The 23869-nt window shown below is 72.5% G+C and carries 21 protein-coding genes; 4 read left to right on the forward strand and 17 right to left on the reverse strand.

Annotation, left to right across the window (positions count from 1 at the left end; genetic code table 11):
* Window positions 1-42 precede the first annotated feature (42 nt).
* The 14 genes from ABT154_RS00595 to ABT154_RS00660 form a co-directional block, all read right to left on the reverse strand.
* Window positions 43-912, reverse strand: a complete 870-nt coding sequence (locus ABT154_RS00595) for an alpha/beta hydrolase (RefSeq protein ID WP_351851043.1) — start codon at window positions 910-912, stop codon at window positions 43-45.
* A 103-nt stretch (window positions 913-1015) separates the two neighbouring features.
* Window positions 1016-2218, reverse strand: coding sequence for a kynureninase (gene kynU, locus ABT154_RS00600; RefSeq protein WP_351851046.1), 1203 nt, complete (start codon window positions 2216-2218; stop codon window positions 1016-1018).
* Complete coding sequence (locus ABT154_RS00605) at window positions 2211-3071, reverse strand: tryptophan 2,3-dioxygenase family protein (protein ID WP_351851048.1); 861 nt, start codon at window positions 3069-3071, stop codon at window positions 2211-2213. The genes kynU and ABT154_RS00605 overlap by 8 nt, the downstream gene beginning before the upstream one ends.
* Window positions 3072-3195: 124 nt before the next feature.
* Window positions 3196-4068 (reverse strand): DUF3152 domain-containing protein, encoded by an 873-nt coding sequence (locus tag ABT154_RS00610; RefSeq protein WP_502969409.1) that lies wholly within the window; start codon window positions 4066-4068, stop codon window positions 3196-3198.
* 232 nt (window positions 4069-4300) lie between these two features.
* Window positions 4301-4714, reverse strand: a complete 414-nt coding sequence (locus ABT154_RS00615) for a DUF3151 domain-containing protein (protein ID WP_351851054.1) — start codon at window positions 4712-4714, stop codon at window positions 4301-4303.
* Between the two features lie 95 nt (window positions 4715-4809).
* A complete protein-coding gene (locus tag ABT154_RS00620; protein ID WP_351851056.1) occupies window positions 4810-6255 on the reverse strand; it encodes an MFS transporter in 1446 nt (481 codons plus the stop codon).
* Between the two features lie 82 nt (window positions 6256-6337).
* Window positions 6338-8332: a YncE family protein gene (locus tag ABT154_RS00625; protein WP_351851058.1), complete on the reverse strand. Its 1995-nt coding sequence runs from the start codon at window positions 8330-8332 to the stop codon at window positions 6338-6340.
* Window positions 8333-8462: 130 nt separating this feature from the next.
* A complete protein-coding gene (locus tag ABT154_RS00630; RefSeq protein ID WP_351851060.1) occupies window positions 8463-9623 on the reverse strand; it encodes a MalY/PatB family protein in 1161 nt (386 codons plus the stop codon).
* Window positions 9624-9720: 97 nt separating this feature from the next.
* Entirely contained in the window at window positions 9721-10743 is a 1023-nt protein-coding gene (gene fbaA, locus ABT154_RS00635) for a class II fructose-bisphosphate aldolase (RefSeq protein WP_351851062.1), read from the reverse strand.
* Between the two features lie 222 nt (window positions 10744-10965).
* The gene (pyrE, locus tag ABT154_RS00640) at window positions 10966-11505 is read right to left on the reverse strand and encodes an orotate phosphoribosyltransferase (protein ID WP_317876491.1); all 540 of its coding nucleotides are present in this window, start codon (window positions 11503-11505) and stop codon (window positions 10966-10968) included.
* A 185-nt stretch (window positions 11506-11690) separates the two neighbouring features.
* Entirely contained in the window at window positions 11691-12476 is a 786-nt protein-coding gene (locus tag ABT154_RS00645; RefSeq protein ID WP_351851992.1) for an aldose epimerase family protein, read from the reverse strand.
* A 101-nt stretch (window positions 12477-12577) separates the two neighbouring features.
* On the reverse strand, window positions 12578-13471 hold the full coding sequence (locus tag ABT154_RS00650) for an SRPBCC family protein (protein ID WP_351851065.1): 894 nt from the start codon (window positions 13469-13471) through the stop codon (window positions 12578-12580).
* A 61-nt stretch (window positions 13472-13532) separates the two neighbouring features.
* Window positions 13533-15239 (reverse strand): polyamine aminopropyltransferase, encoded by a 1707-nt coding sequence (locus tag ABT154_RS00655; RefSeq protein ID WP_502969410.1) that lies wholly within the window; start codon window positions 15237-15239, stop codon window positions 13533-13535.
* 75 nt (window positions 15240-15314) lie between these two features.
* Window positions 15315-15833 carry a DUF2617 family protein gene (locus tag ABT154_RS00660; RefSeq protein WP_351851067.1) on the reverse strand — a complete coding sequence of 173 codons (519 nt, stop codon included), beginning with the start codon at window positions 15831-15833 and terminating at the stop codon, window positions 15315-15317.
* A 647-nt stretch (window positions 15834-16480) separates the two neighbouring features.
* Here ABT154_RS00660 and ABT154_RS00665 point away from each other — a divergent pair.
* Together ABT154_RS00665 and ABT154_RS00670 are read left to right on the forward strand one after the other, a co-directional pair.
* Entirely contained in the window at window positions 16481-17668 is a 1188-nt protein-coding gene (locus tag ABT154_RS00665) for a pyridoxal phosphate-dependent aminotransferase (protein ID WP_502969411.1), read from the forward strand.
* 109 nt (window positions 17669-17777) lie between these two features.
* Window positions 17778-19013 (forward strand): putative hexosyltransferase, encoded by a 1236-nt coding sequence (locus ABT154_RS00670; RefSeq protein WP_351851073.1) that lies wholly within the window; start codon window positions 17778-17780, stop codon window positions 19011-19013.
* Between the two features lie 36 nt (window positions 19014-19049).
* On the opposite strand, the gene ABT154_RS00675 is transcribed toward ABT154_RS00670, so the two are convergent.
* Window positions 19050-19589 carry a type III secretion system chaperone family protein gene (locus ABT154_RS00675; protein ID WP_351851076.1) on the reverse strand — a complete coding sequence of 180 codons (540 nt, stop codon included), beginning with the start codon at window positions 19587-19589 and terminating at the stop codon, window positions 19050-19052.
* 140 nt (window positions 19590-19729) lie between these two features.
* Here ABT154_RS00675 and ABT154_RS00680 point away from each other — a divergent pair, with 140 nt between their 5' ends.
* Entirely contained in the window at window positions 19730-20149 is a 420-nt protein-coding gene (locus ABT154_RS00680) for a hypothetical protein (protein WP_351851079.1), read from the forward strand.
* Window position 20150: 1 nt separating this feature from the next.
* Here the strand turns inward: ABT154_RS00680 and clpB are convergent, their stop codons facing one another.
* On the reverse strand, window positions 20151-22781 hold the full coding sequence (gene clpB, locus ABT154_RS00685) for an ATP-dependent chaperone ClpB (RefSeq protein WP_351851080.1): 2631 nt from the start codon (window positions 22779-22781) through the stop codon (window positions 20151-20153).
* Window positions 22782-22890: 109 nt separating this feature from the next.
* On the opposite strand from clpB, the gene ABT154_RS00690 reads away from it, so the two are divergent.
* Window positions 22891-23295: a pyridoxamine 5'-phosphate oxidase family protein gene (locus ABT154_RS00690; RefSeq protein ID WP_351851083.1), complete on the forward strand. Its 405-nt coding sequence runs from the start codon at window positions 22891-22893 to the stop codon at window positions 23293-23295.
* A 130-nt stretch (window positions 23296-23425) separates the two neighbouring features.
* On the opposite strand, the gene ABT154_RS00695 is transcribed toward ABT154_RS00690, so the two are convergent.
* Complete coding sequence (locus ABT154_RS00695) at window positions 23426-23746, reverse strand: (2Fe-2S)-binding protein (protein ID WP_317873093.1); 321 nt, start codon at window positions 23744-23746, stop codon at window positions 23426-23428.
* Window positions 23747-23869 lie beyond the last annotated feature (123 nt).

The raw sequence follows: 23869 nt of genomic DNA on the forward strand, positions 1-23869 counted from the left end.
ACCGGCTCGCATGGTTGTACGGGAGATCCGGGAAGTCCCCGGTCACCAGGCCAGCTGCGCGAGTTCCTCCGCCACCACCGCGCAGGCGTCCGCCGCCGGGTCGATCAGCGGGAAGTGGCCGACGCCTTCGAGGAGGGTGAAGCCGACCTCCTCGCCGGCCTTCGCCGCCGCCTCCGCGTACGCCTCCGCGACCGCGTACGGCACGTCGACGTCCTCGCGGCCCTGCACGACCGTGGTCGCGATCCCCGTCGGCAGCAGCGCCGACGGGTCGGTGGAGGCCACCCGCTCCCCGTACGCGGCCGGGCCGCCCAGCAGTTCGGTGACCGCGCCGCCGCACACGCCCAGCTCGACCGCCCGGTCGAAGTGGGCGATCGGGGCGAGCGCGACGACCCCGCGGAGCGCGGGCGCGGCGGGCAGCCGCCACGGGGACCCGGCGGGCAGGACGTGCCGGGCGGCGGCCCACAGGGCGAGCGTGCCGCCCGCCGAGTGGCCGGTGAGCACGATCTTGCCGATGTCCGCCGATGGCAGGTGCGCGGTGGCCAGTTCCGGTACGGCGTCCAGAGCGGCGGCCACGTCGTCGAAGGTCTCCGGCCAGCGCCCGGCGACGGGGGCGGCACCACCCTGCCGGGGGATGTCGCTGCCGCGCCGGTACTCGACGCTGGCCACGGCGAAGCCCCGGCGGGCCAGGAAGTCCGCGAAGGGAGTCAGGTGGACGCGGTCGTACGGTGCCCGCCACGCCCCGCCGTGCAGGGCGACGACGAGCGGCGCCCGGGTGCGGCCGTCGCGGGGGGCGTAGAAGTCGATGACCTGGTCCGGGTGGTCGCCGTACGCGGCGGTGGCGTCCGGGGCGACGGCCGGGTGCGAGAAGGCGGACGCCTCTTCGGCGGCGGCGCGCGCGGCGGGGTCCGGCATGCTGTTCCAACCTCTCGGGTACGGGGCCGAATTGGCCTGACCTGCGGGGACGGTACCAGCACCGGAGCCCCCGCAGATCAGGCGATCATCGGACCTTCATGCCTCAGGAGGCGAGATCGGCCAGGACCTCCCCGAGGACCCGCGCCGCCTTCTCCGCGTCCGCGAAGCCGACGTACAGCGGGGTGAAGCCGAACCGCAGGACGTCCGGGCGGCGCAGATCGCCGACGACCCCGCGCTTGATCAGCTCGGCCATCACCGCGGGCGCGTTCTCGCAGCTCAGCGCCACCTGGCTGCCGCGCTCGCCGTGCGCCGCGGGCGTCACGGACGTGACGCGGCCCCCGGGGACGTACGCCTCGACGCACTCCAGGAAGAAGTCCGTCAGCGCCAGCGACTTCGCCCGTACGTCCTCGACATCGACCCCGTCCCACACGTCGAGCGCCGCTTCGAGCGCCAGCATGGAGAGGATGTCCGGGGTGCCGACCCGGCCGCGCACGGCGCCCGTGGCCGCCTCGTACCCGGGGGTCATCGCGAACGGATCGGCGTGCGAGTTCCAGCCGGGCAGCGGCGAGTCGAAGGCGCCCTGGTGCCGCTCGGCGACATACAGGTAGGCCGGCGAACCGGGCCCGCCGTTCAGGTACTTGTAGGTGCAGCCGACGGCCAGGTCGACCCCGTGCTCGTCGAGCCCGACGGGCAGCGCGCCCGCGCTGTGACACAGGTCCCAGACGGCCAGCGCGCCCGCCCCGTGGAGCGCGGCGGTGATGCCGGGCAGGTCCTGGAGCCGGCCGCTGCGGTAGTCGACGTGGTTGACGAGCGCCGCGGCCGTACGGTCGCTCACCGCGTCCGCCATGTCGGCCGGGTCGCAGGGCACGATCTCGTGACCCGTCATCCGCGCCGCGGACCGCGCGATGTACCCGTCCGTGGGAAAGGTCGTCGCGTCGACGAGGATCTGGTCCCGGTCGTCACCGGCTCGACGGGCCGCCGCGACGACCGCCTTGAAGACGTTCACGCTCGTCGAGTCGCCGACGACGACCTGCCCGGCGGCGGCGCCGACGATCGGCGCGATCCGGTCGCCGATCCGCTCGGGCGCGGTCCACCAGCCCGACTCGTCCCAGGAGCGGATGCGCAGCTCGCCCCACTCGCGGGTGATGACATCGGCCATCCGGGCGGGGACGTGCGCGGGCAGCGCGCCCAGCGAGTTGCCGTCGAGGTAGACGGTCCCCTCGTCGAGGGCGAACTTCTTCCGGTGCTCCGCCAGGGCGTCGGCGGCGTCGAGACCCGCGGCCCTCTTCTCGTACGGCTCAGACATGGCTGCGCGCCGTCCACAGCTCGGGGAACACGTTCTTCTGGGCCCGCTTCTCCAGCCAGGCCACGCCCGCCGAACCGCCGGTGCCGGTCTTCGCGCCCATCGCGCGCCGGGTCGCCACCAGGTGGTCGTTGCGCCATCGCCAGACGAGTTCGGCGACGTCGCTCAGGGCCTCGCCGAGCCGGACCAGCTCGCCGTTCTGGTCGGCCTCCGCGTAGATCCCGGCCCAGACGGCCTCGACCTCGGTGGAGGGCTCGTACCGCTGCGCCAGGTCACGGTCGAGGACGGCGGCCGGGACGGGCAGGCCGCGCCGGGCCAGCAGCCCGAGGACCTCGTCGTACAGGCTCGGCTCGTGCAGCGCCTTCTCCAGCTCCGCGTGGACGCGGGGCGCGCCCCGGTGCGGGACGAGCATGGACGCGGCCTTGTCGCCGAGCAGGAACTCCATCCGGCGGTACATCGCGGACTGGAAGCCGGAGCCCTCGCCCAGGGCGGCCCGGTAGGAGTTGAACTGGGCGGGGGTGAGCTGCGCCAGCGGACGCCAGGAGTGGTTCAGAGCCTCCAGCTGGCGGACCGAACGCTTGAGCGCGTCCATGGCGACGGGGACGCGGTCCTCGCGCAGGGCGCGGCTCGCGGTCTCCCACTCGTGGACGATCACCGTGAACCACAGCTCCATGACCTGGGTGGTGACCAGGAAGACCATCTCGCCCGGGTCGTCCGAGCGGAGGTGCTGGAGGTGGGTCAGGACGTCCGCCTGGACGTAGTCCTCGTACGGCGTCGTCCCCGCGAAGTCGAGGTTCGGGGCGTCGGCGGCCGAACCGGATCCGGCGAGGTCGGGAGAGGCGGGAAGGGATGACATCTCTGTCTCCTCGATGCGTACTACCGGGTAGCGGTCTGCTCCACCGTGTCCGCGTCGATGCGTGCGGCACGGGAGCCCCGGTCCCCTCGGGAGACGTGCTCCGTCGCACGCCGTCCCAAGCGCATCATGACACGATCGGCCCGGTGATGTAGCTCCCGTCTTCGCTGTACGGAAACGCGTTCGAGCGGCATCCGTTCAGACCCTTGATCTGCTGCATCATCGCGGGCGCGAGCCTGCCCGGACCCGGGCAGCCCATGTGCTGCCGGATGCCGATCTCGTGCCCCACCTCGTGGTTGATGATCAGATGCCGGTACTCGACGGCCTCGCCCGCGAAGGTGGGCGAGCCGAGCATCCAGCGCTTGAGGTTCACCACGACGCCGTCGGAGGTCTCGCAGTTCAGCTCGCCGTGGGTGTTGAGGCCCTGCTTGGCGCAGAGGGTGTCGGCGGTGTCCGGGGTGGCGATGCGGATGACGAAGTCGGCGTTCTGCGAGACCAGCTGGAACCGGCCCCGGCCGTGCGCGGCCCAGCCGCGCGGATGGGACAGGATGCGCTGGATCTCGGCGGCCGTCTCGCGCGCCGACAGATCGACGCCGTCCTCGACCTGGACCCGGTAGCGGCGCAGGACCCCGCTCTTGCCGACCGGTTCGCCGGAGGCCTGCGCGGTGGTGAAGGTACCGGCGCCGGACTGCGGCACGGTCGTCTTCTTCGGGGTGGGCTTCGGTTTCGGCTTCGCCGTGGTGGGCCGGGGTGTGGGCGTGGTCGTCGTGGGCGCCGGGGCGGGGGCCTCGGTCGTCGCCTCCGTCGTGGTGGGCGCCGGGGCGGCGCTCCCGCCGGACGCCCGGCCGTTGTAGTGGGCGAGGGCGGCGCCCGCGCCGAGCGCGACCGTCATCAGGACCAGCGCGGGAAGGGCGAGCCGGGCTATGGGGCCGCGTCTGTCTCCGCCGCGCCGCCGGCTCCGTGCTCGTCGCCGTCCTGCGGTTGAGGCACGCTTGCCCACGACAGACTTCTCCCCTGCGTCGGCCGGCGGTGGGGGAAGAGGAAGTGAGGCCTCGGAACCGGCGTCTTCGGTGCTTCGGTCCCGGGGATCGTACCGGCCGTCTCGAACACCCTCGAACGGCCCGGAGAGTCTGTCCGGTTTTCCCCCTGTCCGTCGAGACAGGGGGAAAACCGGACAATGTCACCTGTGCGCGGCCGAGCGCTCCCGGCCGCGCGTCACGCGTCGTGCCTGCTCAGCCGAGGGTCTCCGCCGCGGTCTCCGAGGAGTCGCGCAGGAAGGTCGAGCAGCGCTCGTACTCCTCCTTCTCGCCGATCTCGCCGGCCGCGCGGGCCAGTGAGTGCAGCGCGCGCAGGAAGCCGCGGTTCGGCTCGTGCTCCCACGGCACCGGGCCGTGGCCCTTCCAGCCGTTGCGGCGCAGCGCGTCGAGGCCGCGGTGGTAGCCGGTACGGGCGTACGCGTACGACTCGACGACCGCACCGCGCTCGTACGCGTCGTCGGCGAGCTGGGCCCAGGCGAGCGAGGAGGTCGGGTACTTCGCGGCGACGTCCGCCGGAGCCGTACCGTTCGCGAGCAGCTCGCGCGGACCGGGATCGTCGGGCAGGTGGGTGGGGGCCGGTCCCCCCAGGAGGTTCTCATGGATGGCCATGGGGCCAGTCTGCCTCAGACCCGGCGGCGGAAGGCCGACACGGCCCTGCCCGCCCCCCCGGACCACCGTGTCCCGCTCGCGCCGCCGTGTCCCGCTCAGACCGCCGTGTCCCGCTGCCCCGGGTCCAGCGGCGGGGACGACACCCCGCAGTGCACCTTGCACTCCGGGTGGCAGCCCGCCCGCACCGGGGCCCGCATCGTCGTCCAGGCGATCACCGCGCCCACCACCAGGATCCCCGCGCACATCGGCATCGCCCGCCGGAACGTCGCCCCGAACTCCTCCGCCGAGCGGTACGCCTCCGGCCCCATCCCGGCGAGCAGCGGCAGCGCGGCCACCGCGAGCAGCCCGGCCGCCCGCGCCGCCGCGTTGTTGATGCCGCTCGCCAGGCCCGCCCTGGACACGTCCACCGAGGCGAGCACCGTCGCGGTCAGCGGCGCGACCAGCGTGGTCATCCCGAGTCCGAGCACCAGCAGGGCGGGCAGCACGTCCTGTACGTACGCGGCGTTCTCCCCGACCCGCAGCATCAGCAGCATGCCCGCCGCGCACAGCAGCGGCCCCACCGTGAGCGGGATGCGGGGCCCGATCCGCTCCCCCAGCTCCCCGGACCGCGCCGAGAGCAGCAGCATCAGGACGGTCGTCGGCAGCAGGGCCGTACCGGCGCCGAGCGCCGAGTAGCCAGCCACCACCTGGAGCTGGAGGGCGGCCAGGAAGAAGAAGCCGCCGAAGGCCGCGTACACACAGAGGGTGACCAGGTTGACCGCGGTGAACATCCGGGACGCGAAGATCGAGGGCGGTACCATCGCCGCCTCGCCGCGCCGCCGCTCGACCAGGACGAACCCGGCGCCGACGGCCACCCCGGCGACCCCGGCCCACCAGGCCGCACCGATCAGCGCGTACGTCACGAGCGCGAGCGCCGCCGCGCCGAGGACCGCGCCGAGCACGTCGAACCGGCCGTGCGCGACCTCGTCCCGCGACTCCGGCACGTGCCGCAGGGCGACGGGGACGCAGAGCGCGGCGAGCGGCACGTTCAGCAGGAACACCCACCGCCAGCCGGGACCGTCCACCAGCCAGCCGCCCACGAACGGCCCGATCGCCGCCCCCACACCCCCGAATCCCGACCACAGGCCGACCGCCCTGGCCCGGTCGTCCTCGTGGAAGCTCGCCTGGATCAGCGCCAGCGAACCGGGGGTGAGCAGCGCCCCGCCCACGCCCTGGAAGGCGCGCGCGGCGATCAGCACCCCGGCGTTCGGGGCGAGCCCGCACAGCAGCGAGGCGAGCGCGAACCACACCACCCCGATCACGAAGACCCGGCGCCGCCCGAAGCGGTCGCCGAGCGCCCCGCCGAGCAGGATCAGTCCGGCCAGGGTCAGCATGTAGGCGTTGACCGTCCACTGGAGGACGGCGAGGTCGGCGCCCAGGTCCTCGCCGATGTGCGGCAGTGCGACGTTGACGACGGTCGAATCGAGGAGCGCCATCCCGGAGCCCAGGACGGTCGTGAAAACGATCCAGCGCCCGGTCCCGGAGCTCAGCCGGATGTCCATGCCTGCATGGTCCCGCGAACGACGGAGCCCCGCCCGCCGGAATCCGAGGAGAACGGCGGACGGGGCTGCGGTGGCCTTCGGGTCAGCGGGTGAAGTTGAAGTACTTCCACGCGCCGTAGACCGTGGTGTTCACGTTGTCGCCGGAGGTGCCGTCCACGTACGCCGTGCGGACCCGGGCCCGGATGCCCGCGGCCCCGTCCCCGTCGAACGCGATGTACGCCATGCCGCCGCTGGTCAGCGGGACCAGGTCCGAGGCGCCGTAGCGCCAGGCGCCGTCGTACCAGACCTGGAGGTCGTACTGGGTCTTGCGGCCCGGGTACGGGTTGTTCCAGGCGGTGACCAGCGGGTCCGAGGTCTGGTGGTACGTCTGGTACCAGATGGTGCCGATCTTCGACCACTTGTAGTGCCGGGACAGCGCGGTCGTCAGACCGGCCCGCGTGTACACGGTGGACCCGGTGTGGGCCCTGCCGGAGCGGGTGTCGGCGGCGAAGTCCGCGGTCACCCAGCTGTCACGGGTCATCCTGACGGTCACCGACAGCTTGCCCGCCGAGTTGACCGTGCCGCGCTTGAGGAGCCGCTTCGGCTCCGGGCCCAGCGGGTCGGACCAGATCTCCACCACGCGGTTGCGGTACGTCCAGCCGAGCGTGGCCGTGTACGTCACGTTGGTGCCGTAGTTGACCGTGCGACGGTTCTGATCGAGCGTCAGCGCGGTCGTGAACGGGGTCACCTTGACGACCGCCGTGCCGCTCGCACCCAGGTGCGTGGCGTCGCCCGCGTACGCCACCTTGTACGTGGCGCTGCCGGCCGCGGTCGGGGTGTCGGTGAACGAGAACGTGCCGTTCGCCCCGAGCGCCCTCGTCCCGAGCGCCTTGCCCTTCGGGAACTCGGGGTCGTACCGCGTCACGGTGAGCGGCGTGCCCGCGGGCAGTCCCAGCGTCGCCGCGACCGTGCCGGAGACGGTGACCGCCTTGGTGACCACCACGGTGGCCGGGACCTTCACGGTGACCGTCGGCAGGGACTTGGTGGGCGTGTCCAGGACCTGCAGGCGGACGCTGCCGCCGCCGACGGCCGTGGTCACCGCGAACAGACGGCTGCCGCCCGGCTCCCAGGCGAGGGCGCTCTCGGCGAGGCTGTCGCCGCCGCTGCCGCCCCCGGTGTTGGGGAAGTCGTACTGCCGCACGGCCTTCATCTCGCCCGGCCGGTAGACGAACACGTCCGGGTCGTACCAGGCGTCGGAGCCCGCCGCCACGGTCCCGTCGGCGGCGACCGCCACGGCGGCGCCGTGGTACTCGCTGGCGTAGGACGGCAGCTCGGCCATGTCGGTGGTCCGCCACACCCGGTGGCGGTTTCCGGCGGTGGCCGTGATGAGCTTGCCGCCGTCCGGGGTGTAGGCGAGGTCGTTGGCCATGCCCACCGAGCCGACGTCGGGGGACGTGCGCGCGGTACGGGTCGCGGTGCCCGTGGACACGTCGTACGCGCCGAGCAGGAAGCGGTGGTAGTACGAGGACATCGCCGCGAAGGCGTTCGGGTCCGTCGGCGAGGAGACGAGCCGCGGGGCGCCCGAGTAGTTCAGCTCGGTGTCCTGGGCCAGGGTCACCACGGGTTCGGCACCGGAGGTGTCGACCGACCCGATGTCGCCGTGGTCGCCGTTGCCGTAGCCGAACCAGATCCTGCCGCCCGCGGCGGCGACGTACTGCGGATCGGTGCCCTCGCCGGTGGCGTACCGGGCCTGCTCGGTCACGGACTGCGGGTCGAGGGCGACGACGACGTCGGCGCCCGGGACCGCCGCGTACAGGCTCCCCGAGTCGGGGGAGAGCGCGAGCCCGGTGACCCCGGGAAGGCCGGTGACGGTGCTCAGCACCGTGCCCGTGTAGTCGGTCGCGACGACCTTGCCGAGGTACGGGTCACTGATGAAGATCTTGCGGTGGACGCCGTCCACCAGCATGTCGCCCACGGACGACAGCGGAAGGGCCTTGCTGCTGTCGGCAGCCGCCTGGCCCGCCGTGCCCGCGACGAGCGCCACGGAGCCGACAAGAACCGCGAACGACGTCGCGGCAGAGAGAGTGCGCTTGCGCACGATGAAGAGACCCCCCAGAAACATGGTCTCCGGCCCTCAGAGCGGGGCACGGTGCACGAAGACTAGAACACGCCTGCGACACCTCGCCTCCCGGTATCGCCGCCGGCCATGACGGGGCCCCACCGCCCCCTCAGGCCTTCCGCAGCCGCGCCGCCGTGCGCACCAGCGCCTCGACGCCCCGCTCCGCCTTCCGCCGGGGGCAGCCCACGTTCAGCCGGACGAAGCCCGGCGTGCCGTACACCCCGCCCGGCATGATCGCGACCTTCTCCACCGACACCAGCTCCTCCTGGAGCCGGGTCTCCTCGATGCCGAGCGGGCGCAGGTCGATCCAGGCCAGGTAGCCGGCCTGCGGGGGCTCCCAGACGAGGTCGGGAAGGCCGGCCGCGAGGCGCTCGCGGACCATGGTCATCGTGCCCGCCACATAGGCGCGCAGCTCGTCCAGCCAGGCCGCGCCGTGGTGGTACGCGGCGATGTGGGCGGTCAGCGAGAGCACGGCGGGCGAGGCGAGGCCCTCGCCGGTCTCCATCCGCCGGACGAAGGCCGTGCGCTCGTCGGGGTCGCCGATGATCCCGTACGAGCCGGAGAGCGCCGGGAAGTTGAAGGCCTTGGTGCCGGAGGTGACCAGGGCCCAGCGGCGGCCCCGGCCGGACTCCGCGATCCGGGCCCACGGCACGTGCCGGTGGCCCTCGGTGGTCAGGTCCGCGTGGATCTCGTCGCTGACGACGGACACCCCGTGGCGCTCGGCCAGCCCGGCGAAGACGGTGAGCTCCGCTTCCGTCCACACCCGGCCGGTCGGGTTGTGCGGGGAGCAGAGCAGCAGCATCCGGCTGTCCGGCCGGGCCAGCTCGCGTTCCAGGGCCTCGGTGTCCCCGACCGGGACCCCGCGCAGCTCGCGCCCGAGTCCGGTGACGGCCTTGCGGAAGCCGTCGTACGTGGGGGTGTGGACGACGACGCCGTCACCGGGCTCGGTCCACATCTGGAGCAGCTGGGAGAGCTGGCTGAGCACGGAGGGCGCGTACACCAGGGCCTCCGGGTCGATCTCGGTGGCGAACCGGCTCGCGTACCAGTGCCGGATCGCCTCCCGGAACTCCCCGAGCCGCCAGTCCGTGTAGCCGAAGACCCCGTGGCCGACGCGCTCGTGGAGGGCCGCCAGGACCTCCGGCGGGGAGGCGAAGTCCATGTCGGAGATGGTGAAGGGGAGCAGGTCGGGCACGCCGAAGCGGTCCGCGATCCCGTCCCACTGCACCGACCAGGTGCCGTGCCGGTCTATCTCCCGGTCGAAGTCGTACATGGGGCCCTCCCGTCGACGCACGAGGACCCGGCGCCTCGGGAGGCGCCGGGTCCTTCGCTCACACGAACACTGCTTCCACCGCTTCTTGCCGCGGTACTTACTTCATCCTGGTGCCGGTGGAGCGGAGCGCGCCACACGCCTCGGTCACACGGGTGGCCATGCCGGCCTCGGCCAGCTTGCCCCAGGTGCGCGGGTCGTAGGTCGACTTGATGCCGACCTCGCCGTCGACCTTGAGGACGCCGTCGTAGTTCTTGAACATGTGGTTCGCCACCGGACGCGTGAAGGCGTACTGGGTGTCGGTGTCCAGGTTCATCTTCACGACGCCGTTCTCCAGCGCGGTGGCGATCTCCTCGGCCGTGGAGCCCGAGCCACCGTGGAAGACGAAGTCGAACGGGGACGCCTTGCCGTACTTCTCGGCGACACCGGCCTGGAGGTCCTTGAGCAGCTCGGGGCGGAGCACGACGTTGCCCGGCTTGTAGACGCCGTGCACGTTGCCGAAGGAGGCGGCGAGCAGGTAGCGGCCCTTCTCGCCCAGGCCCAGGGCCTCGGCGGTGCGGAGCGCGTCGTCGACGGTGGTGTACAGCTCGTCGTTGATCTCGTGGCTGACGCCGTCCTCCTCGCCGCCGGTCGGGGTGATCTCGACCTCAAGGATGATCTTGGCGGCGGCGGCCTTCGCGAGCAGCTCCTGGCCGATGGCCAGGTTGTCCGCGAGGGTCTCGGCGGAGCCGTCCCACATGTGCGACTGGAACAGCGGGTTCAGACCGCGGGCGACGCGCTCGGCGGAGACGTCGAGCAGCGGGCGGACATAGCCGTCCAGCTTGTCCTTCGGGCAGTGGTCGGTGTGCAGCGCGACCGTGATGTCGTACTTCGCGGCGACGATGTGCGCGAATTCGGCCAGGGCAACGGCGCCCGTGACCATGTCCTTGTTGTACTGGCCGCCCAGGAACTCGGCTCCACCGGTCGAGATCTGGATGATGCCGTCGCTCTCGGCCTCCGCGAAGCCGCGCAGAGCAGCGTGCAGGGTCTGGGACGAGGTCACGTTGATGGCCGGGTAGGCGAACTTGCCTGCCTTCGCCCGGTCGAGCATCTCGTTGTAGACCTCGGGGGTTGCGATGGGCATTCGTCCGCTCCTTGTGATGTGCGGGGTGTGTGCTACTGCTGTCCCTGACCTGGGGGCGACGTCATCGTCGAGACCATCTTTCCAGACTCTTGTACGGGCTCCCACGGGCGCGGCACGCCGAAGGGCGGGGTGTTTCACGTGAAACACCCCGCCCTTCGGCAAAAAAGCAGGTCAGGACCGTTCTGGCGGGGGTCCGGGACCTACGTCACGACTTCGCGGCGGTTACGCCAGGTCGAGATCGGCCAGCTGGTAGCCGGTGAGGTACGCCAGGCCCGCCCCGGCGATGGCCTCGGCGGCGCCCCGGTCCACGATCGTGGCCACGGCGACGACCTCGCCGCCGGCCTCACGGACGGCCTCGACGGCGGTCAGCGGCGAGCCACCGGTGGTCGAGGTGTCCTCGACGACCAGGCAGCGACGGCCCTTGACGTCCGTGCCCTCGATCCGGCGCTGCATGCCGTGCGCCTTCTGCGCCTTCCGGACGACGAAGGCGTCGAGGCGCTGCCCGCGCGCGGCGGAGGCGTGCAGCATCGAGGTCGCGACCGGGTCGGCGCCCAGGGTCAGACCGCCGACGCAGTCGAAGTCCAGGTCCGCCGTCAGGTCGAGCATGACCTGCCCCACCATCGGGGCGGCCTCGCCGTCCAGCGTGATCCGGCGCAGGTCGATGTAGTAATCGGCTTCCAGACCCGAGGAGAGGGTCACCTTGCCGTGCACCACGGCCTTGTCCTTGATCTGCTGGAGCAGCTCAGCGCGTACGTCAGTCATGCCCCGAGCTTAGACCGACCGGCAAATGGGGGGTGGAAGAAGGAGCGGGGCTGGGTGCGTGCAGCTGCAAGGTGGAAAATTGAGGCATGGCGGAGCCATGGTGATTGACGACAACGCGGCAGATGTGCGTGCCCAGCCCCGCGACGCCGCCCCCCATGTGCCGGTCGGTCTTTAGAGGGCCGTACTCAGAGGCGGCGCCAGCGCCAGGTGCTCTCGACCTCCAGGGGGTCGATCGGGGTGACCAGGCGCGGGTGGGTGTTGAGGCCGTTCGGGGGGCCGGACTGCGGCTCGACGCAGACGGCGTCCTCGGGCTCGTCGTAGATCACGACCCAGGGGGCGCGGCTCGCGACCTTCAGCTCCAGCTCCTCCGGCCAGGTGAGGGTGACGTCGACGCCGTCGGGCATGCCGAAGCAGTCGTCCCAGGGGCCGGGCAGGGGGTCGATCCGGTGCCCGGTGGGGAGGTGGTCCTCACCGCGCTCCTCCTGCCAGGCGGCGGTGAAGTCCAGCCGCACGTCCTGGCCGCCCCGGCCCAGGTTCCGCAGGAACCAGGGGTGCCAGCCGGCCTGGGCCGGGAAGGAGTCGTCGTAGGTCTCGACGCCGAACCGGAGGGTGAGGGAGTCCTCGGCCAGCTCGAAGATCTGGGTGACCCTGCCCTTGTACGGCCAGGGGTCGCCCAGCTCACAGGTGAGAACCGCCTCGGCCTCGGAGCTCCTGGCGGTCTTCCAGGCCAGGTCCCGGACGGTGCCGTGGATGGCGTGCGGGGGCGCGTTGACCGGCAGCTGATGGGTGGCCGCCCCGTCTCGGAAGCGGCCGTTCCCGGTCCGCCCGCACCAGGGCACCATCGGGAAGCTTCCGAACCGCTCGCCCTGGCGCAGCACCTCGGTGCCGCCGATGCGCAGGCTCTCGATACGGCCGCCGCGCTCGGGGCTGATGGTCAACTCGGCGTCGCCCGCCGTCAGTCGCGTCTGCATGCTCACCCCCCGACCCTAATCGTGCGCGGCACCGGACGCGGACGCCCCTTCCGGCGCCGGTCGTGGCGAACTCGGGCGGGGGCGCGGACGAGGGCGGGGTGTCAGCGACGTCGGCGGAGGGCCCGGCCGACGACGACGGCGGAGGCGATCGCGAGGGCCGCGGCCGGTGCGATCCAGCGCAGGGCGGCCCCGGCGCTGCTCGCCTCGGGAGCGGGCACGGGGGCGTACCGGCCGCGCGGCGGGGCGTGGTCGACCTCCTCGGCGCTCCGCCCGATCATGGTCCGACGGGCGTGGGCGGCCTCGGCGGCGGGCTGCGGGGAGGGGAAGTCGATGGGGGTGTCGCCGAAGCCCTCGACCGGGAGGGGGCCGAAGGAGGGCGGCGGGACCTGCGTGTCGAAGGCGACACCGGGGCGGGGCTCCTCGACGCCGTCGTCGACCCCGTCGTCATCGGTGTCGGCGTCAGCGCCTTCGGTACCGGTGTCGGTGTCGGCATCGGTGTCGGTGTCGGTGTCGGCACCTGCGTCGGCATCGGCCTCGACCGTCCCCGACGACTCCTCCGCGGCCGGCTCTCCCGCGAGCGCGGCCACCGCCGCCACGAACTTGTCGAGCAGCCGGGCGCCCGTCGTGGACCGCGCCTCCTCCGTCGCCTCGGCGAGCCGGCCGTCCGCCGTGAGGGCGCCGGTGAAGCTCAGGCTCGTGCCCTCGGCCACCGGAGTGAGGACGACGGTGAGCGACAGCTCGGCCGAGCCCTTGCCCCGGGCCTCGGTGCCGTGGCCCTCGTAGGTGATGGCGCCGTCGCGCTCGACGACCTTCAGGGCGCCCCGGTAGGTGATCGTGTTGCCGCCGACCCGGACCTTGAGCCGGCCCGTGAGGGGGCCCGCCTCCGCGTCGGCGTCCCGCTGGAGGCCGGGTACGCAGCGCACCACCCGACCCGGGTCCGTGAGCGTCGCGCGCAGGACCTCGGCCGGGACCGGAACGAACACCTCATGCTCCATGGAAGCCGAGCCTACTCAGGCCGGGGCGCGCCGTCGCCTGTTTGCCCCGCCGCCACCGCCCTCACCCTCCGTACCGGGGGTGCACCAGCGTCGAGGGCGGCAGTTCGGCGTCCCGGGCCCGTTCGGCCCGGCGCGCCGCCGCCTCCAGGGAGCCCGCGCCGAGCGAGCGCAGCGGGGGCGCGTCGGCGGCGAGCGCGAGCGGGGGTGGTGGCGCGCCGGGCCCCGCCGCCCGTACGGCCAGGAGGAAGCCCCAGTCGCCGGGCCCCTCGCCCGTACCTCCGGCGCGGTCGGCGCGGTCGGGTCCGGCGGCGAAGCCGGGGGTCCGGCCGCCCGCGCTGTACGGCCGGGTCGCGAAGCCGGCCGCGCGGAGGGTGGCGTCCACGGTCCAGTAGGTGCGGGGCCGGTCGGTGACGGACCCGGCGTGCACGGCGAAGCGCCCGGACGGGCTGATCATCTGCGCCACCAGGCCGTAGAACTCCTCCGAGTACAGCTTGGTGCTGGGGGTGATGCCGGGGTCGGGCAGATCGGAGATCACCACGTCGTACCGTTCCTGCACGCGCGCGGAGGCGCCCCGGAGCCAGCGGAAGGCGTCCGCGTAGACCACGTGGACGCGGGGGTCGCGGAACGCCTGTGCGTTGAGCGCGGCGAGCGCCGGGTCCGTACGGGCGAGGCGGACGACCCCCGGGTCGAGTTCGACGACGGTGACGGAGTCCGCCCCGGGGTAGCGCAGCACCTCGCGGGCGGCCATGCCGTCGCCGCCGCCGACGATGAGCACGCGCGCGTGCGGGCCGTTCATCGCGGGGTGGACGAGTGCCTCGTGGTAGCGGTACTCGTCCTGGCCGGCGACCCGGAGGCGGCCGTCGAGGAACAGGTCGGGCGGCCTCCCGGCCCCGCCCGTCACCACCACCTCCTGGAGCTCGGTGTGGACGGCGACCCGCACCGACTCCCCGTACACGGCGCGGCGGGCCGCCTGCTCGAAGTCGTCGACGAGCACGGTCGCGGTGGCGAGGACGGCGAGCACCGACACGTTCACGGCGACGAGCAGGGCGCGGGACCGGGTGGTCAGGTCGTGGCGGAACACCCAGAGGACGAGGCCGCCGCCCGCCACCACGTTGACCGCGCCGGTGACCAGGGCGCCGGTCAGCTGACCGAGCCAGGGCAGCAGCAGGAAGGGGAAGGCGAGGCCGCCGACCAGCGCGCCGACGTAGTCGGCGGCGAAGAGGTCGGCGACCGTCCCCGCGGCGTCGTCCTGCTCCCCGACCGCGGGCTTCCGCCCGGCCCGCCCGGCCCGGTCCGTGCCCTCCGCCGGGCGCCCGGGGCGCTGTATGAGCGACATGAGCAGCGGGATCTCGGCGCCGATGAGCACCCCGATGGCCAGCGAGAACGCCACGAGCACGTACCGCGATTCGCCGAGCCAGGCGAAGGCCGCGTACAGCACCATCGCCGAGCAGCCGCCGACCAGCGCGAGCCCCGCCTCGACCAGGCCGAAGCCGACGGCGGCGCGGCAGCGCAACCGCTTGGCGAGGAGCGAGCCCACCCCCATGGCGAAGACCATCACGGAGAGCACGACGGAGGCCTGCGTGACCGAGTCGCCGATCAAGTAGGAGGCGAGCGCCACCAGTTCGAGTTCGTAGACCAGCCCGCAGGCGGCGCAGACGAAGACCACCGCGAGCACCGGGAACCGCACCGTCCCGCGCGGCGGCTCGGGCCGCCGCACGGGCGCCCGCCGCACCCTCTTGGGTGGCATGGTCACGGTCGTCTCGATCATGAACGTAACGCTACGTCACGATCAGGATACCCCTTGTCACCCACACGAGTGTATTTGTGACTCCTGGGGGGCACATCAGAGCGTGGCAGGCATACGTACGCCGATCCGGGTCCTGGTCACCACCAACTGCCCTTCCTGCGGGTAGGCGTGCCAGGTGCGCCAGCGCACCTGGCCCTCGTGGCGCTGCGCCAGCATCGCCGTGAAGGCGTGCGGCGAGCCGGGGAAGGTCCCCGCGAGTCCGTGGGGATGGTCGGCGACCAGCGCGAGCAACTCCTGTGCCCGGCCCGCGAAGGAGCCGTGCGAGAGCGTCTCGACGCGTGCGGCGAATTCGTACTCCCAGCCGCCGACGCGCTTGGAGACGCCGAGCGGCAGCGGGGTGCTGCTCCCGGGCATGCAGGCGACGGTCTCCGAGCAGCTGCGGCCCTCCTCTTCCAGGAGGACCTGGTGCGAGGCGCCGAGCAGCCTCAACTGGATTTTCGCGCCGGCGAGTTCGAGGTCGAGCACGGCGAGCGCGGGCAGCGGTTCACGCCCGAGCGCCCAGGCCAGATCGGCCGCGCGCGTGTCGGTGTATGAGGTCTTCAAAGTGGTGAGCATGGGTCGGCTCCGCAAACACGGTTTGACGGGTGGGCCGGGGGCGCCCCGGAGAAGGATTCAACGGGAGTGGGAATCGCCGGCTCGGGTCCACACACGGTCCGAGGGCTGTCTCTGTCAGGAGCGAGAGAACCACGGACGGCGGGCGACTCGCAGCGTTTTTACCCAACTTGCTGTGTTTTCCAACCCCTTCGGGGACCCCACAGTTCAATTGTTCAATCGGAATCGATCGGACTGTGCGCACCGATTGCCCGCGTCACGTGCCGCACGCCTCGTAGGCGCGCACCGGCCCCCCGCTCAACTGCCGCCCCCACAGCCCCCGCCGCACCCGGAACCGCACGAACTTCCGGATCCGCACGAGCTGCCGCCGCCGCAGCCGCCCCCGCCGCCACCGTCGGCCCAGGTGCTGCCGCCGCCGCCCGACCGGCCGCCCCGACGCTTCGGCCGCCGGCGCCGGGAACCGAGCCGGTCCCTGACGGTGGCCGCGAGCCCGACGAGGATCAGGCCCCCCATGAAGATGATGAAGATGTCCATCGGTACTCCCCCGTTCTTCTGTGCGAGGGGGATGCCCGGTGCACCGTCCCGCCAAAGCCGACTTGAGCAAGTCCAGAGCTTGGCCGCGGGACGAGTCCGGCCCCAGGATGGCCGTCATGACACGACCGCTGCTCAACCGCCGCCTCGCCGAGTTCGGGACGACGATCTTCGCCGAGATGTCCGCGCTCGCCGCCAGGACCGGGGCGATCAACCTCGGTCAGGGTTTCCCCGACACCGACGGCCCCGAGGAGATCCGGGAGGCCGCGGTCCGCGCCCTGCGGGACGGCCACGGCAACCAGTACCCGCCCGGCCCCGGCGTCCCCGAACTGCGCTCGGCCGTCGCCGACCACCAGCGCGAACGGTACGGCCTCTCCTACGACCCGGACACCGAGGTGCTGGTCACGGCGGGCGCCACCGAGGCCATCGCCGCCGCGCTGCTCGCCCTGGTCGAGCCGGGCGACGAGGTGATCGCCCTGGAGCCGTACTACGACTCGTACGCCGCCTGCATCGCGATGGCCGGCGGCACCAGGGTCCCCGTCACCCTCCGCCCCCAGCAGGACGACGGGACCGGCGACCCCCGCTTCGTCCTCGACCTGGACGAACTGCGGGCCGCCGTCACCGACCGGACCCGGCTGATCCTCCTCAACACCCCGCACAACCCCACCGGAACCGTCCTCACCCGGGCCGAACTCACCGCCGTCGCCGACCTGGCGATCGAGCGGGACCTGCTCGTCGTCACGGACGAGGTGTACGAGCACCTGGTCTTCGAAGGCGCCGCACACGTGCCCCTCGCGAGTCTGCCCGGCATGCGGGAGCGCACCGTCACCATCGGTTCGAGCGGCAAGACCTTCTCGTTCACGGGGTGGAAGGTCGGCTGGATCACCGCGAGCCCTGAGCTGACCTCCGCCGTCCGCTCGGCCAAGCAGTTCCTCACCTATGTGTCCTCGGGCCCCTTCCAGTACGCGATCGCCGAGGCGCTCCGCCTCCCGGACACCTACTTCGACAGCCTCCGCGCCGATCTGGCCGCCAAGCGGGACCTGCTCGCCGACGGGCTCGCGCAGGCGGGCTTCGCGGTCTACCGGCCGGCGGGGACCTACTTCGTCACCACCGACATCCGGCCGCTCGGCGACGGGGACGGCTTCGCCTTCTGCCGCTCGCTGCCCGAGCGCGCCGGGGTCGTCGCCATCCCGAATGCCGTCTTCTACGACCACCGCGAGGCCGGCGCCCCCTTCGTCCGCTTCGCCTTCTGCAAGAAGACCGAGGTCCTGGAGAAGGCCGTCTCCCGGCTCAAGCGGCTGGGCTGACGCGCCGGCGCGGATCACGGGACCCGGCGGACGTTCCCCCGGGCGGGGGTGTGCCCGCGCGCGCCCCCCGGGTGCCGGGCCGATGGTCGGGTAGACCGATTTATCGGCAGTGACCGGTTTCCCGCAGGCCCGGAGGTGCACCCTGTCCGCCGAGACCCTCGACCGGCCGACGACGACCACGGTCCGGGGCACCCCGGACCGTACGGCCCGGCGCCGCGCCCCCCGGTGGCGCGCCGCGCTCCGCCGGGCGGCGCCCGCCCTCGGGCTCTTCGCCGCCGCCCGGCTCACCGGCCTGCTGGTCCTCGCCCTCTGGGCCCGGCACACCGGCCGCTCGCCCCGGGAGCTCCTCGCCACCTCGTGGGACTCCGGCTGGTACGCCGGGATCGCGGCCCACGGCTACGGGCGGACCCTGCACGGCGCCCACGACATGATCCTTTCCGACCTGGCCTTCTTCCCGCTCTACCCGGCGCTCGTACGGGCCGTCACCACCGTGCTGCCGGTCGCCGGGGGCACCGCCGGGCTGCTGCTGTCCTGGCTCGCCGCCGGGGCCGCCGCCTGGGGCGTGTACGCGGTCGGGGAGCGGCTGCGGGGGCGGGCCACCGCCGTCGTGCTCGTCCTGCTGTGGGGGCTGCTGCCGCACTCGATCGTGCTGACCATGGCGTACACGGAGCCGGTCATGACCGCCTTCGCCGCCTGGGCGCTGTACGCGCTCCTGACCCGCCGCTGGCTCTGGGCTGCCTCCCTCGCGAGCCTCGCCGGGCTCACCCGCCCCAACGGGATCGCGGTCGCCGCCGCCGTCCTGACCGCCGTCGCCTGCGAGCTGTGGCGGACCCGGGGCCGGACCGGGCCCCGGGTGTGGGCGGCGGCCTGCCTCGCCCCGGCCGGCTGGCTCGCGTATCTGCTCTGGGTGGGGGCCCGCCGCGGCGACCTGCTCGGCGGCTACTTCGCGGTGCAGTCGGGCTGGACCTCCCGCTTCGACCTCGGGAAGGGCGCCCTGCTGTTCGTACGGGAGATGCTGGGCGGTCCGACCCAGTTCGGCTTCGCGATGGCGCTGCTCATCACCGGCGCGGGGGTACTGCTCTTCGCGCTCGTCGTCTGCGGGGAGCGGCTGCCGCTGCCCGTCCTCGCGTACACGGCGGTCCTCGTGCTCATCACCGTCGGCGGCTCCGGCTTCTTCGAGTCCAAGCCGCGGTTCCTGCTCCCGGCCTTCCCGCTGCTCCTGCCGCTCGCCGGGGCACTGACGAAAGCCCGGCCGAGAGCCGCGATCGTGGTGATCGCGGCCCTGGCCGGGCTGTCGTTCTGCTACGGGACCTACGCCCTGACGCTCGCGCGCATGGCGATCTGAGGCACCGGGGGCCGGTGCGGGACCGGACGGGGAGGATCAGGCCTCCTCGTCGTCACCCGCGCCCTTGTCCTCGGGGGACTCCAGGCCGAACTGCTCGACGATCCACTTGTCGAACTCGATGGAGGCGCGGACCCAGCTGACCGTGGAGGACACGAAGTGCTCCAGGGCGACGCCGGTGCCGATCAGCATCTGCGCCTCACCGATGAGGCGGAGGGTGGCGGAGCCGTCCTCCTCCTCGTGCAGGTGCGTGTAGACCTTCGGCCACAGGGTGCGGCGGTTCCAGTCGTCGATCGCGTCGAGGATCCTGGCGCGGTCGTCGGCGTCGTGCGGGCGGTCGTAGAACGTCCGCACCGAGAAGACCTGCTGCTCGTCCTCGCCGCGGAACATGAAGTACGTGCGGAACTCCTCCCACGGCGCCGCGAGGTCACCCTCGTCGTCGACGACGTACTTCAGCTCCATCTGCTCGAGGAGCTGCTTGACGAGGTCCTGGTCGGGGACGACGGGGCCCGCCGGTCCTGCGGCCTGAGGCTGGGGCTGGCCCCCGAAATTCGGAATCGAGGACGGGTCGATGCTCACCGTGAATTTCCCTTCGTACGGATGCTCGCCATCCTCCCCCATCCCGGGCGGTACGTGGCAAGTCCCACCTCCCGCGATCCGCTGCGAGCTGACAAGATCTGGTGCCCATGGGGGAGAAATCGGGGAAGAAGGCGAAACCGGTGCGCCCACGGCCGCGGACCTGGGTCTGGGTGTCGGCGTCGGTGGCGCTCGTCTGCGGCGCGCCGCTGGCCCTGCTGGTCTGGGGCGCGATGGCCTGGGACGAGATCGGCGAGTCGAAGCCGGTCGACTGCGCCCAGCTGATGGCCTTCGCCCGGGGAAGCCTGCCGATGAGCGCCGAGGACGCCCGCTGCACGGCGGCCCACTGGCAGGACACCCGGGCCGAGGCCGAGTTCCGGATGCCGCGCTCCGAGCTCGGGGGGTGGCTGGACGCGACCTACCCGACGGGCGAGCCGCCGTACTCCTGCGAGGCGGACCGCTGCGTGGACGTGTCGTTCGACGAGACGCTGTACGTGAACCTCCGGGTCACGTACGAGGACGGCGGCACCGCCCTCGTACGTGTGGAGGCCTTCGACACCTGAGTCAGGAGGCCTTCCCGGACAGGGCGTCGCTCTGCGCCCCGACGCTCAGGCCGTCCTCGAAGCGGTCCACCCGGACCGTGTCGCCGTCGGCGACCTCGCCCGCCAGGATCTCCTTGGCGAGCCGGTCCCCGATCGCCGTCTGGATCAGACGGCGCAGCGGCCGGGCGCCGTACGCCGGGTCGTTGCCCTCCTCGGCCAGCCACTCCAGGGCCTCCGGGGTGACGTCCAGGGTGAGCCGCCGCTCGGCGAGCCGCTTCGCGAGCCGGTCGATCTGGAGCCGTGCGATCCGGCCCAGCTCGGCCCGGTCGAGGGCGGAGAAGACCACCAGGTCGTCGAGCCGGTTGAGGAACTCCGGCTTGAAGCTGGCCCGGACCACGTCCAGGACCTGCTGCTTCTTGACGTCCTCGGGGGTCGGGGGATCGACGAGGCTGTGTCCACTCAAGAATTGGCTGCCCAGGTTCGAGGTCAGGATCAGGATGGTGTTGCGGAAGTCCACCGTCCGGCCCTGCCCGTCGGTGAGCCGGCCGTCGTCCAGGACCTGGAGCAGGACGTCGAAGACCTCCGGGTGCGCCTTCTCCACCTCGTCGAGCAGGACCACGCTGTACGGGCGGCGGCGGACCGCCTCCGTGAGCTGGCCGCCCTCCTCGTACCCGACGTAGCCGGGGGGCGCGCCGACCAGCCGGGCGACGCTGTGCTTCTCGCCGTACTCCGACATGTCGATGCGGACCATGGCCCGCTCGTCGTCGAAGAGGAAGTCCGCGAGCGCCTTCGCCAGCTCCGTCTTGCCGACGCCGGTCGGGCCGAGGAAGAGGAAGGAGCCGGTGGGCCGGTCGGGGTCGGCGATGCCCGCGCGGGTGCGGCGCACGGCGTCGGAGACCGCCTGGACGGCCTCGGACTGGCCGATCAGCCGCCTGCCGAGCTCGTCCTCCATCCGGAGCAGCTTCTGCGTCTCGCCCTCCAGGAGGCGGCCGGCGGGGATGCCGGTCCAGGCGCCGACCACGTCCGCGATGTCGTCGGGGCCGACCTCCTCCTTGACCATCGTGTCCTTGGAGCTCTCCTGCTGGGCCTCGGCCTCGCTCGCCTCCTCCAGCTCCCGCTCCAGCGCCGGGATCTCGCCGTAGAGCAGCTTGGACGCGGTGTCGAAGTCGCCGTCGCGCTGGGCACGCTCGGCGCGGCCCCGGGCCTCGTCGAGGCGCTCCTTGAGCTCACCGACCCGGTTGAGGGACTGCTTCTCCTTCTCCCAGCGGGCGGTCAGGCCGCGCAGCTCCTCCTCGCGGTCCGCGAGGTCGCGCCGCAGCTTCTCCAGGCGCTGCCTGCTCCCCGCGTCCGTCTCGTTCTTCAGGGCCAGCTCCTCCATGCGGAGCCGGTCCACCGAGCGCTGGAGCTCGTCGATCTCGACCGGGGACGAGTCGATCTCCATCCGGAGCCGGGAGGCGGCCTCGTCGACGAGGTCGATGGCCTTGTCGGGGAGGAAGCGGGAGGTGATGTACCGGTCGGAGAGGGTCGCGGCGGCCACCAGCGCGGAGTCGTTGATCTGCACCTTGTGGTGGGCCTCGTAGCGGCCCTTGAGGCCGCGGAGGATGGCGATGGTGTCCTCGACGGTCGGCTCGGCGACCAGGACCTGCTGGAAGCGGCGCTCCAGGGCGGGGTCCTTCTCGATCCGCTCGCGGTACTCGTCGAGGGTGGTCGCGCCGACCATCCTCAGCTCGCCGCGGGCCAGCATGGGCTTGAGCATGTTGCCCGCGTCCATGGCGGAGTCTCCTCCGGCGCCCGCGCCGACGACCGTGTGCAGCTCGTCGATGAAGGTGATGATCTGGCCGTCGCTGGCCTTGATCTCGGAGAGGACGGTCTTCAGCCGCTCCTCGAACTCGCCGCGGTACTTGGCTCCCGCGACCATCGCGCCCAGGTCGAGCGAGACCAGCCGCTTGTTCCTGAGCGACTCGGGCACGTCGCCCTTCACGATCCGCTGGGCGAGGCCCTCGACGACGGCGGTCTTGCCGACGCCGGGCTCACCGATGAGGACCGGGTTGTTCTTGGTGCGGCGGGACAGCACCTGCACGACGCGGCGGATCTCGTGGTCCCGGCCGATGACCGGGTCGAGCTTGCCCTCGCGCGCGGCGGCCGTGAAGTCCGTTCCGAACTTCTCCAGCGCCTTGTACTGCCCCTCCGGGTCGGGTGTGGTCACCCGGCGTCCTCCCCTGCTCTTCTCGAACGCGTCGAGCAGCTTGGAAGCGCTCGCGCCCTGCCGGTCGAGGATCTCACCGGCCGGACCGCCCTTGGCGGCGATCGCGATCAGCAGGTGCTCGGTGGACAGGAAGTCGTCACCCAGCTCCTTGGCCTGCTTGTCGGCCTCGGCGATGACCGCGAGGAAGTCGCGGCTCGGCTGCGGCGGCGCGACCGTGGACCCCGTGACGCTCGGCAGGGCGGCGAGCAGCCGCTCCGCGCCGGCGCGCACGACCGCCTGATCGGCCTCGACGGCGGCGATCAGGTCGGTGATGTTCTCGTTTTCCTGACCCGTCAGGAGTGCCAGCAGAAGATGGGCGGGGGTCAGGTCGGCGTGCCCCTCGGACACGGCGCGGCTGCTCGCCGCGTTGATCGCGTCCCGGCTCCGGTTGGTCAGTTCGGCGTCCACGTGCGGTACTCCTCCTGGGGTCTCGTGGGTCCTCTCCCTTTATGACCCCTCCAGGGTACACAAAGTTGAGTCCCATCCGCTCAAGGTATCGGGAGTGTAGTTTCCGGGCATGGCCACAGACCCGAGGAACCCCTCCGACTCGTACCTCAGCTTCTGGCGCGAGTACCACATGTGCACCCTGACCACCCCGCGCCCGGACGGCACCCCCCACGTCGTGGCGGTGGGCGTCACCTACGACCCCGAGCAGGGGTACGCGCGGGTCATCACCAACAAGAACAGCCGGAAGGTCGCCAACGTGCTCGCGGCGGGCGCGGACGGCGCGCGGGTCGCGGTCTGCCAGGTCGACAAGGGGCGCTGGGCCACCCTGGAGGGCGTCGCGCACGTCCGCACGGAGGCGGAGACCGTCGCGGACGCGGTGGCGCGCTACGCGGAGCGCTACGGGCGCACGCCGGCCCCGAACCCGGACCGGGTGGTCATCGAGATCGCCCTCACCCGGGCGATGGGCCGCGCCTGACGGCGGGCGGACGGCAGCCCGCCCGGTCCGGGACAGGGAAAAGCACAGCGGCGCCATCGCGTTTCAGGTCCGCGATGGCGCCGCTGTGTGGGGGAAGTGCCGGAGCGATCTACAACGACGGGGGAATCGCTCAGGCACTGCGGGGGGTGGCGGTGATGGTCTCTGGTTCGATCAGCTGGTGGTCCCGCTGGTCGAGGTTGACGAAGATCATGCCGTACCGGATGGCACAGCGGATCGGTTGTGGGGCGCCGCGCGGGCGGCGGAGGCAGCGGTACGCGCGGACGTCCTCGTCCTGCTCCCGTGCCACCAGGATCGGCTCTCCGAAGAGCGTCACCCGCAACGCGTCACCACGGTGGGGGATGGCCGTGGCGAGGTCGACGAAGTGCCACCCGGACCGGTAGGCCGAAGCCATCTCCCGGCGGAACCTGGGGTCGTCCGGCGGCACGGTCACGCGCCCGCACCCCTGGGAGCGATCTCCCAGGAGGGCTCGTCGGGCGTGTTGCCGTCCCTCGGAGCGACCTCCCACGAGGGCTCCGTCGGTCCCGCCCACACGTCGTGGGACGGAATACTCTCC

The organism is Streptomyces sp. NPDC001728 (assembly GCF_040297565.1).
Lineage (GTDB): Bacteria > Actinomycetota > Actinomycetes > Streptomycetales > Streptomycetaceae > Streptomyces.

Coding starts and splice junctions, on each gene's coding strand:
- ABT154_RS00595 (WP_351851043.1), bottom strand. CDS start 912: ATGCCGGACCCCGCCGCGCGCGCCGCCGCCGAAGAGGCGTCCGCCTTC.
- kynU (WP_351851046.1), bottom strand. CDS start 2,218: ATGTCTGAGCCGTACGAGAAGAGGGCCGCGGGTCTCGACGCCGCCGAC.
- ABT154_RS00605 (WP_351851048.1), bottom strand. CDS start 3,071: ATGTCATCCCTTCCCGCCTCTCCCGACCTCGCCGGATCCGGTTCGGCC.
- ABT154_RS00615 (WP_351851054.1), bottom strand. CDS start 4,714: ATGGCCATCCATGAGAACCTCCTGGGGGGACCGGCCCCCACCCACCTG.
- ABT154_RS00620 (WP_351851056.1), bottom strand. CDS start 6,255: ATGGACATCCGGCTGAGCTCCGGGACCGGGCGCTGGATCGTTTTCACG.
- ABT154_RS00630 (WP_351851060.1), bottom strand. CDS start 9,623: ATGTACGACTTCGACCGGGAGATAGACCGGCACGGCACCTGGTCGGTG.
- fbaA (WP_351851062.1), bottom strand. CDS start 10,743: ATGCCCATCGCAACCCCCGAGGTCTACAACGAGATGCTCGACCGGGCG.
- pyrE (WP_317876491.1), bottom strand. CDS start 11,505: ATGACTGACGTACGCGCTGAGCTGCTCCAGCAGATCAAGGACAAGGCC.
- ABT154_RS00645 (WP_351851992.1), bottom strand. CDS start 12,476: ATGCAGACGCGACTGACGGCGGGCGACGCCGAGTTGACCATCAGCCCC.
- ABT154_RS00650 (WP_351851065.1), bottom strand. CDS start 13,471: ATGGAGCATGAGGTGTTCGTTCCGGTCCCGGCCGAGGTCCTGCGCGCG.
- ABT154_RS00655 (WP_502969410.1), bottom strand. CDS start 15,239: ATGATCGAGACGACCGTGACCATGCCACCCAAGAGGGTGCGGCGGGCG.
- ABT154_RS00660 (WP_351851067.1), bottom strand. CDS start 15,833: ATGCTCACCACTTTGAAGACCTCATACACCGACACGCGCGCGGCCGAT.
- ABT154_RS00665 (WP_502969411.1), top strand. CDS start 16,481: ATGACACGACCGCTGCTCAACCGCCGCCTCGCCGAGTTCGGGACGACG.
- ABT154_RS00690 (WP_351851083.1), top strand. CDS start 22,891: ATGGCCACAGACCCGAGGAACCCCTCCGACTCGTACCTCAGCTTCTGG.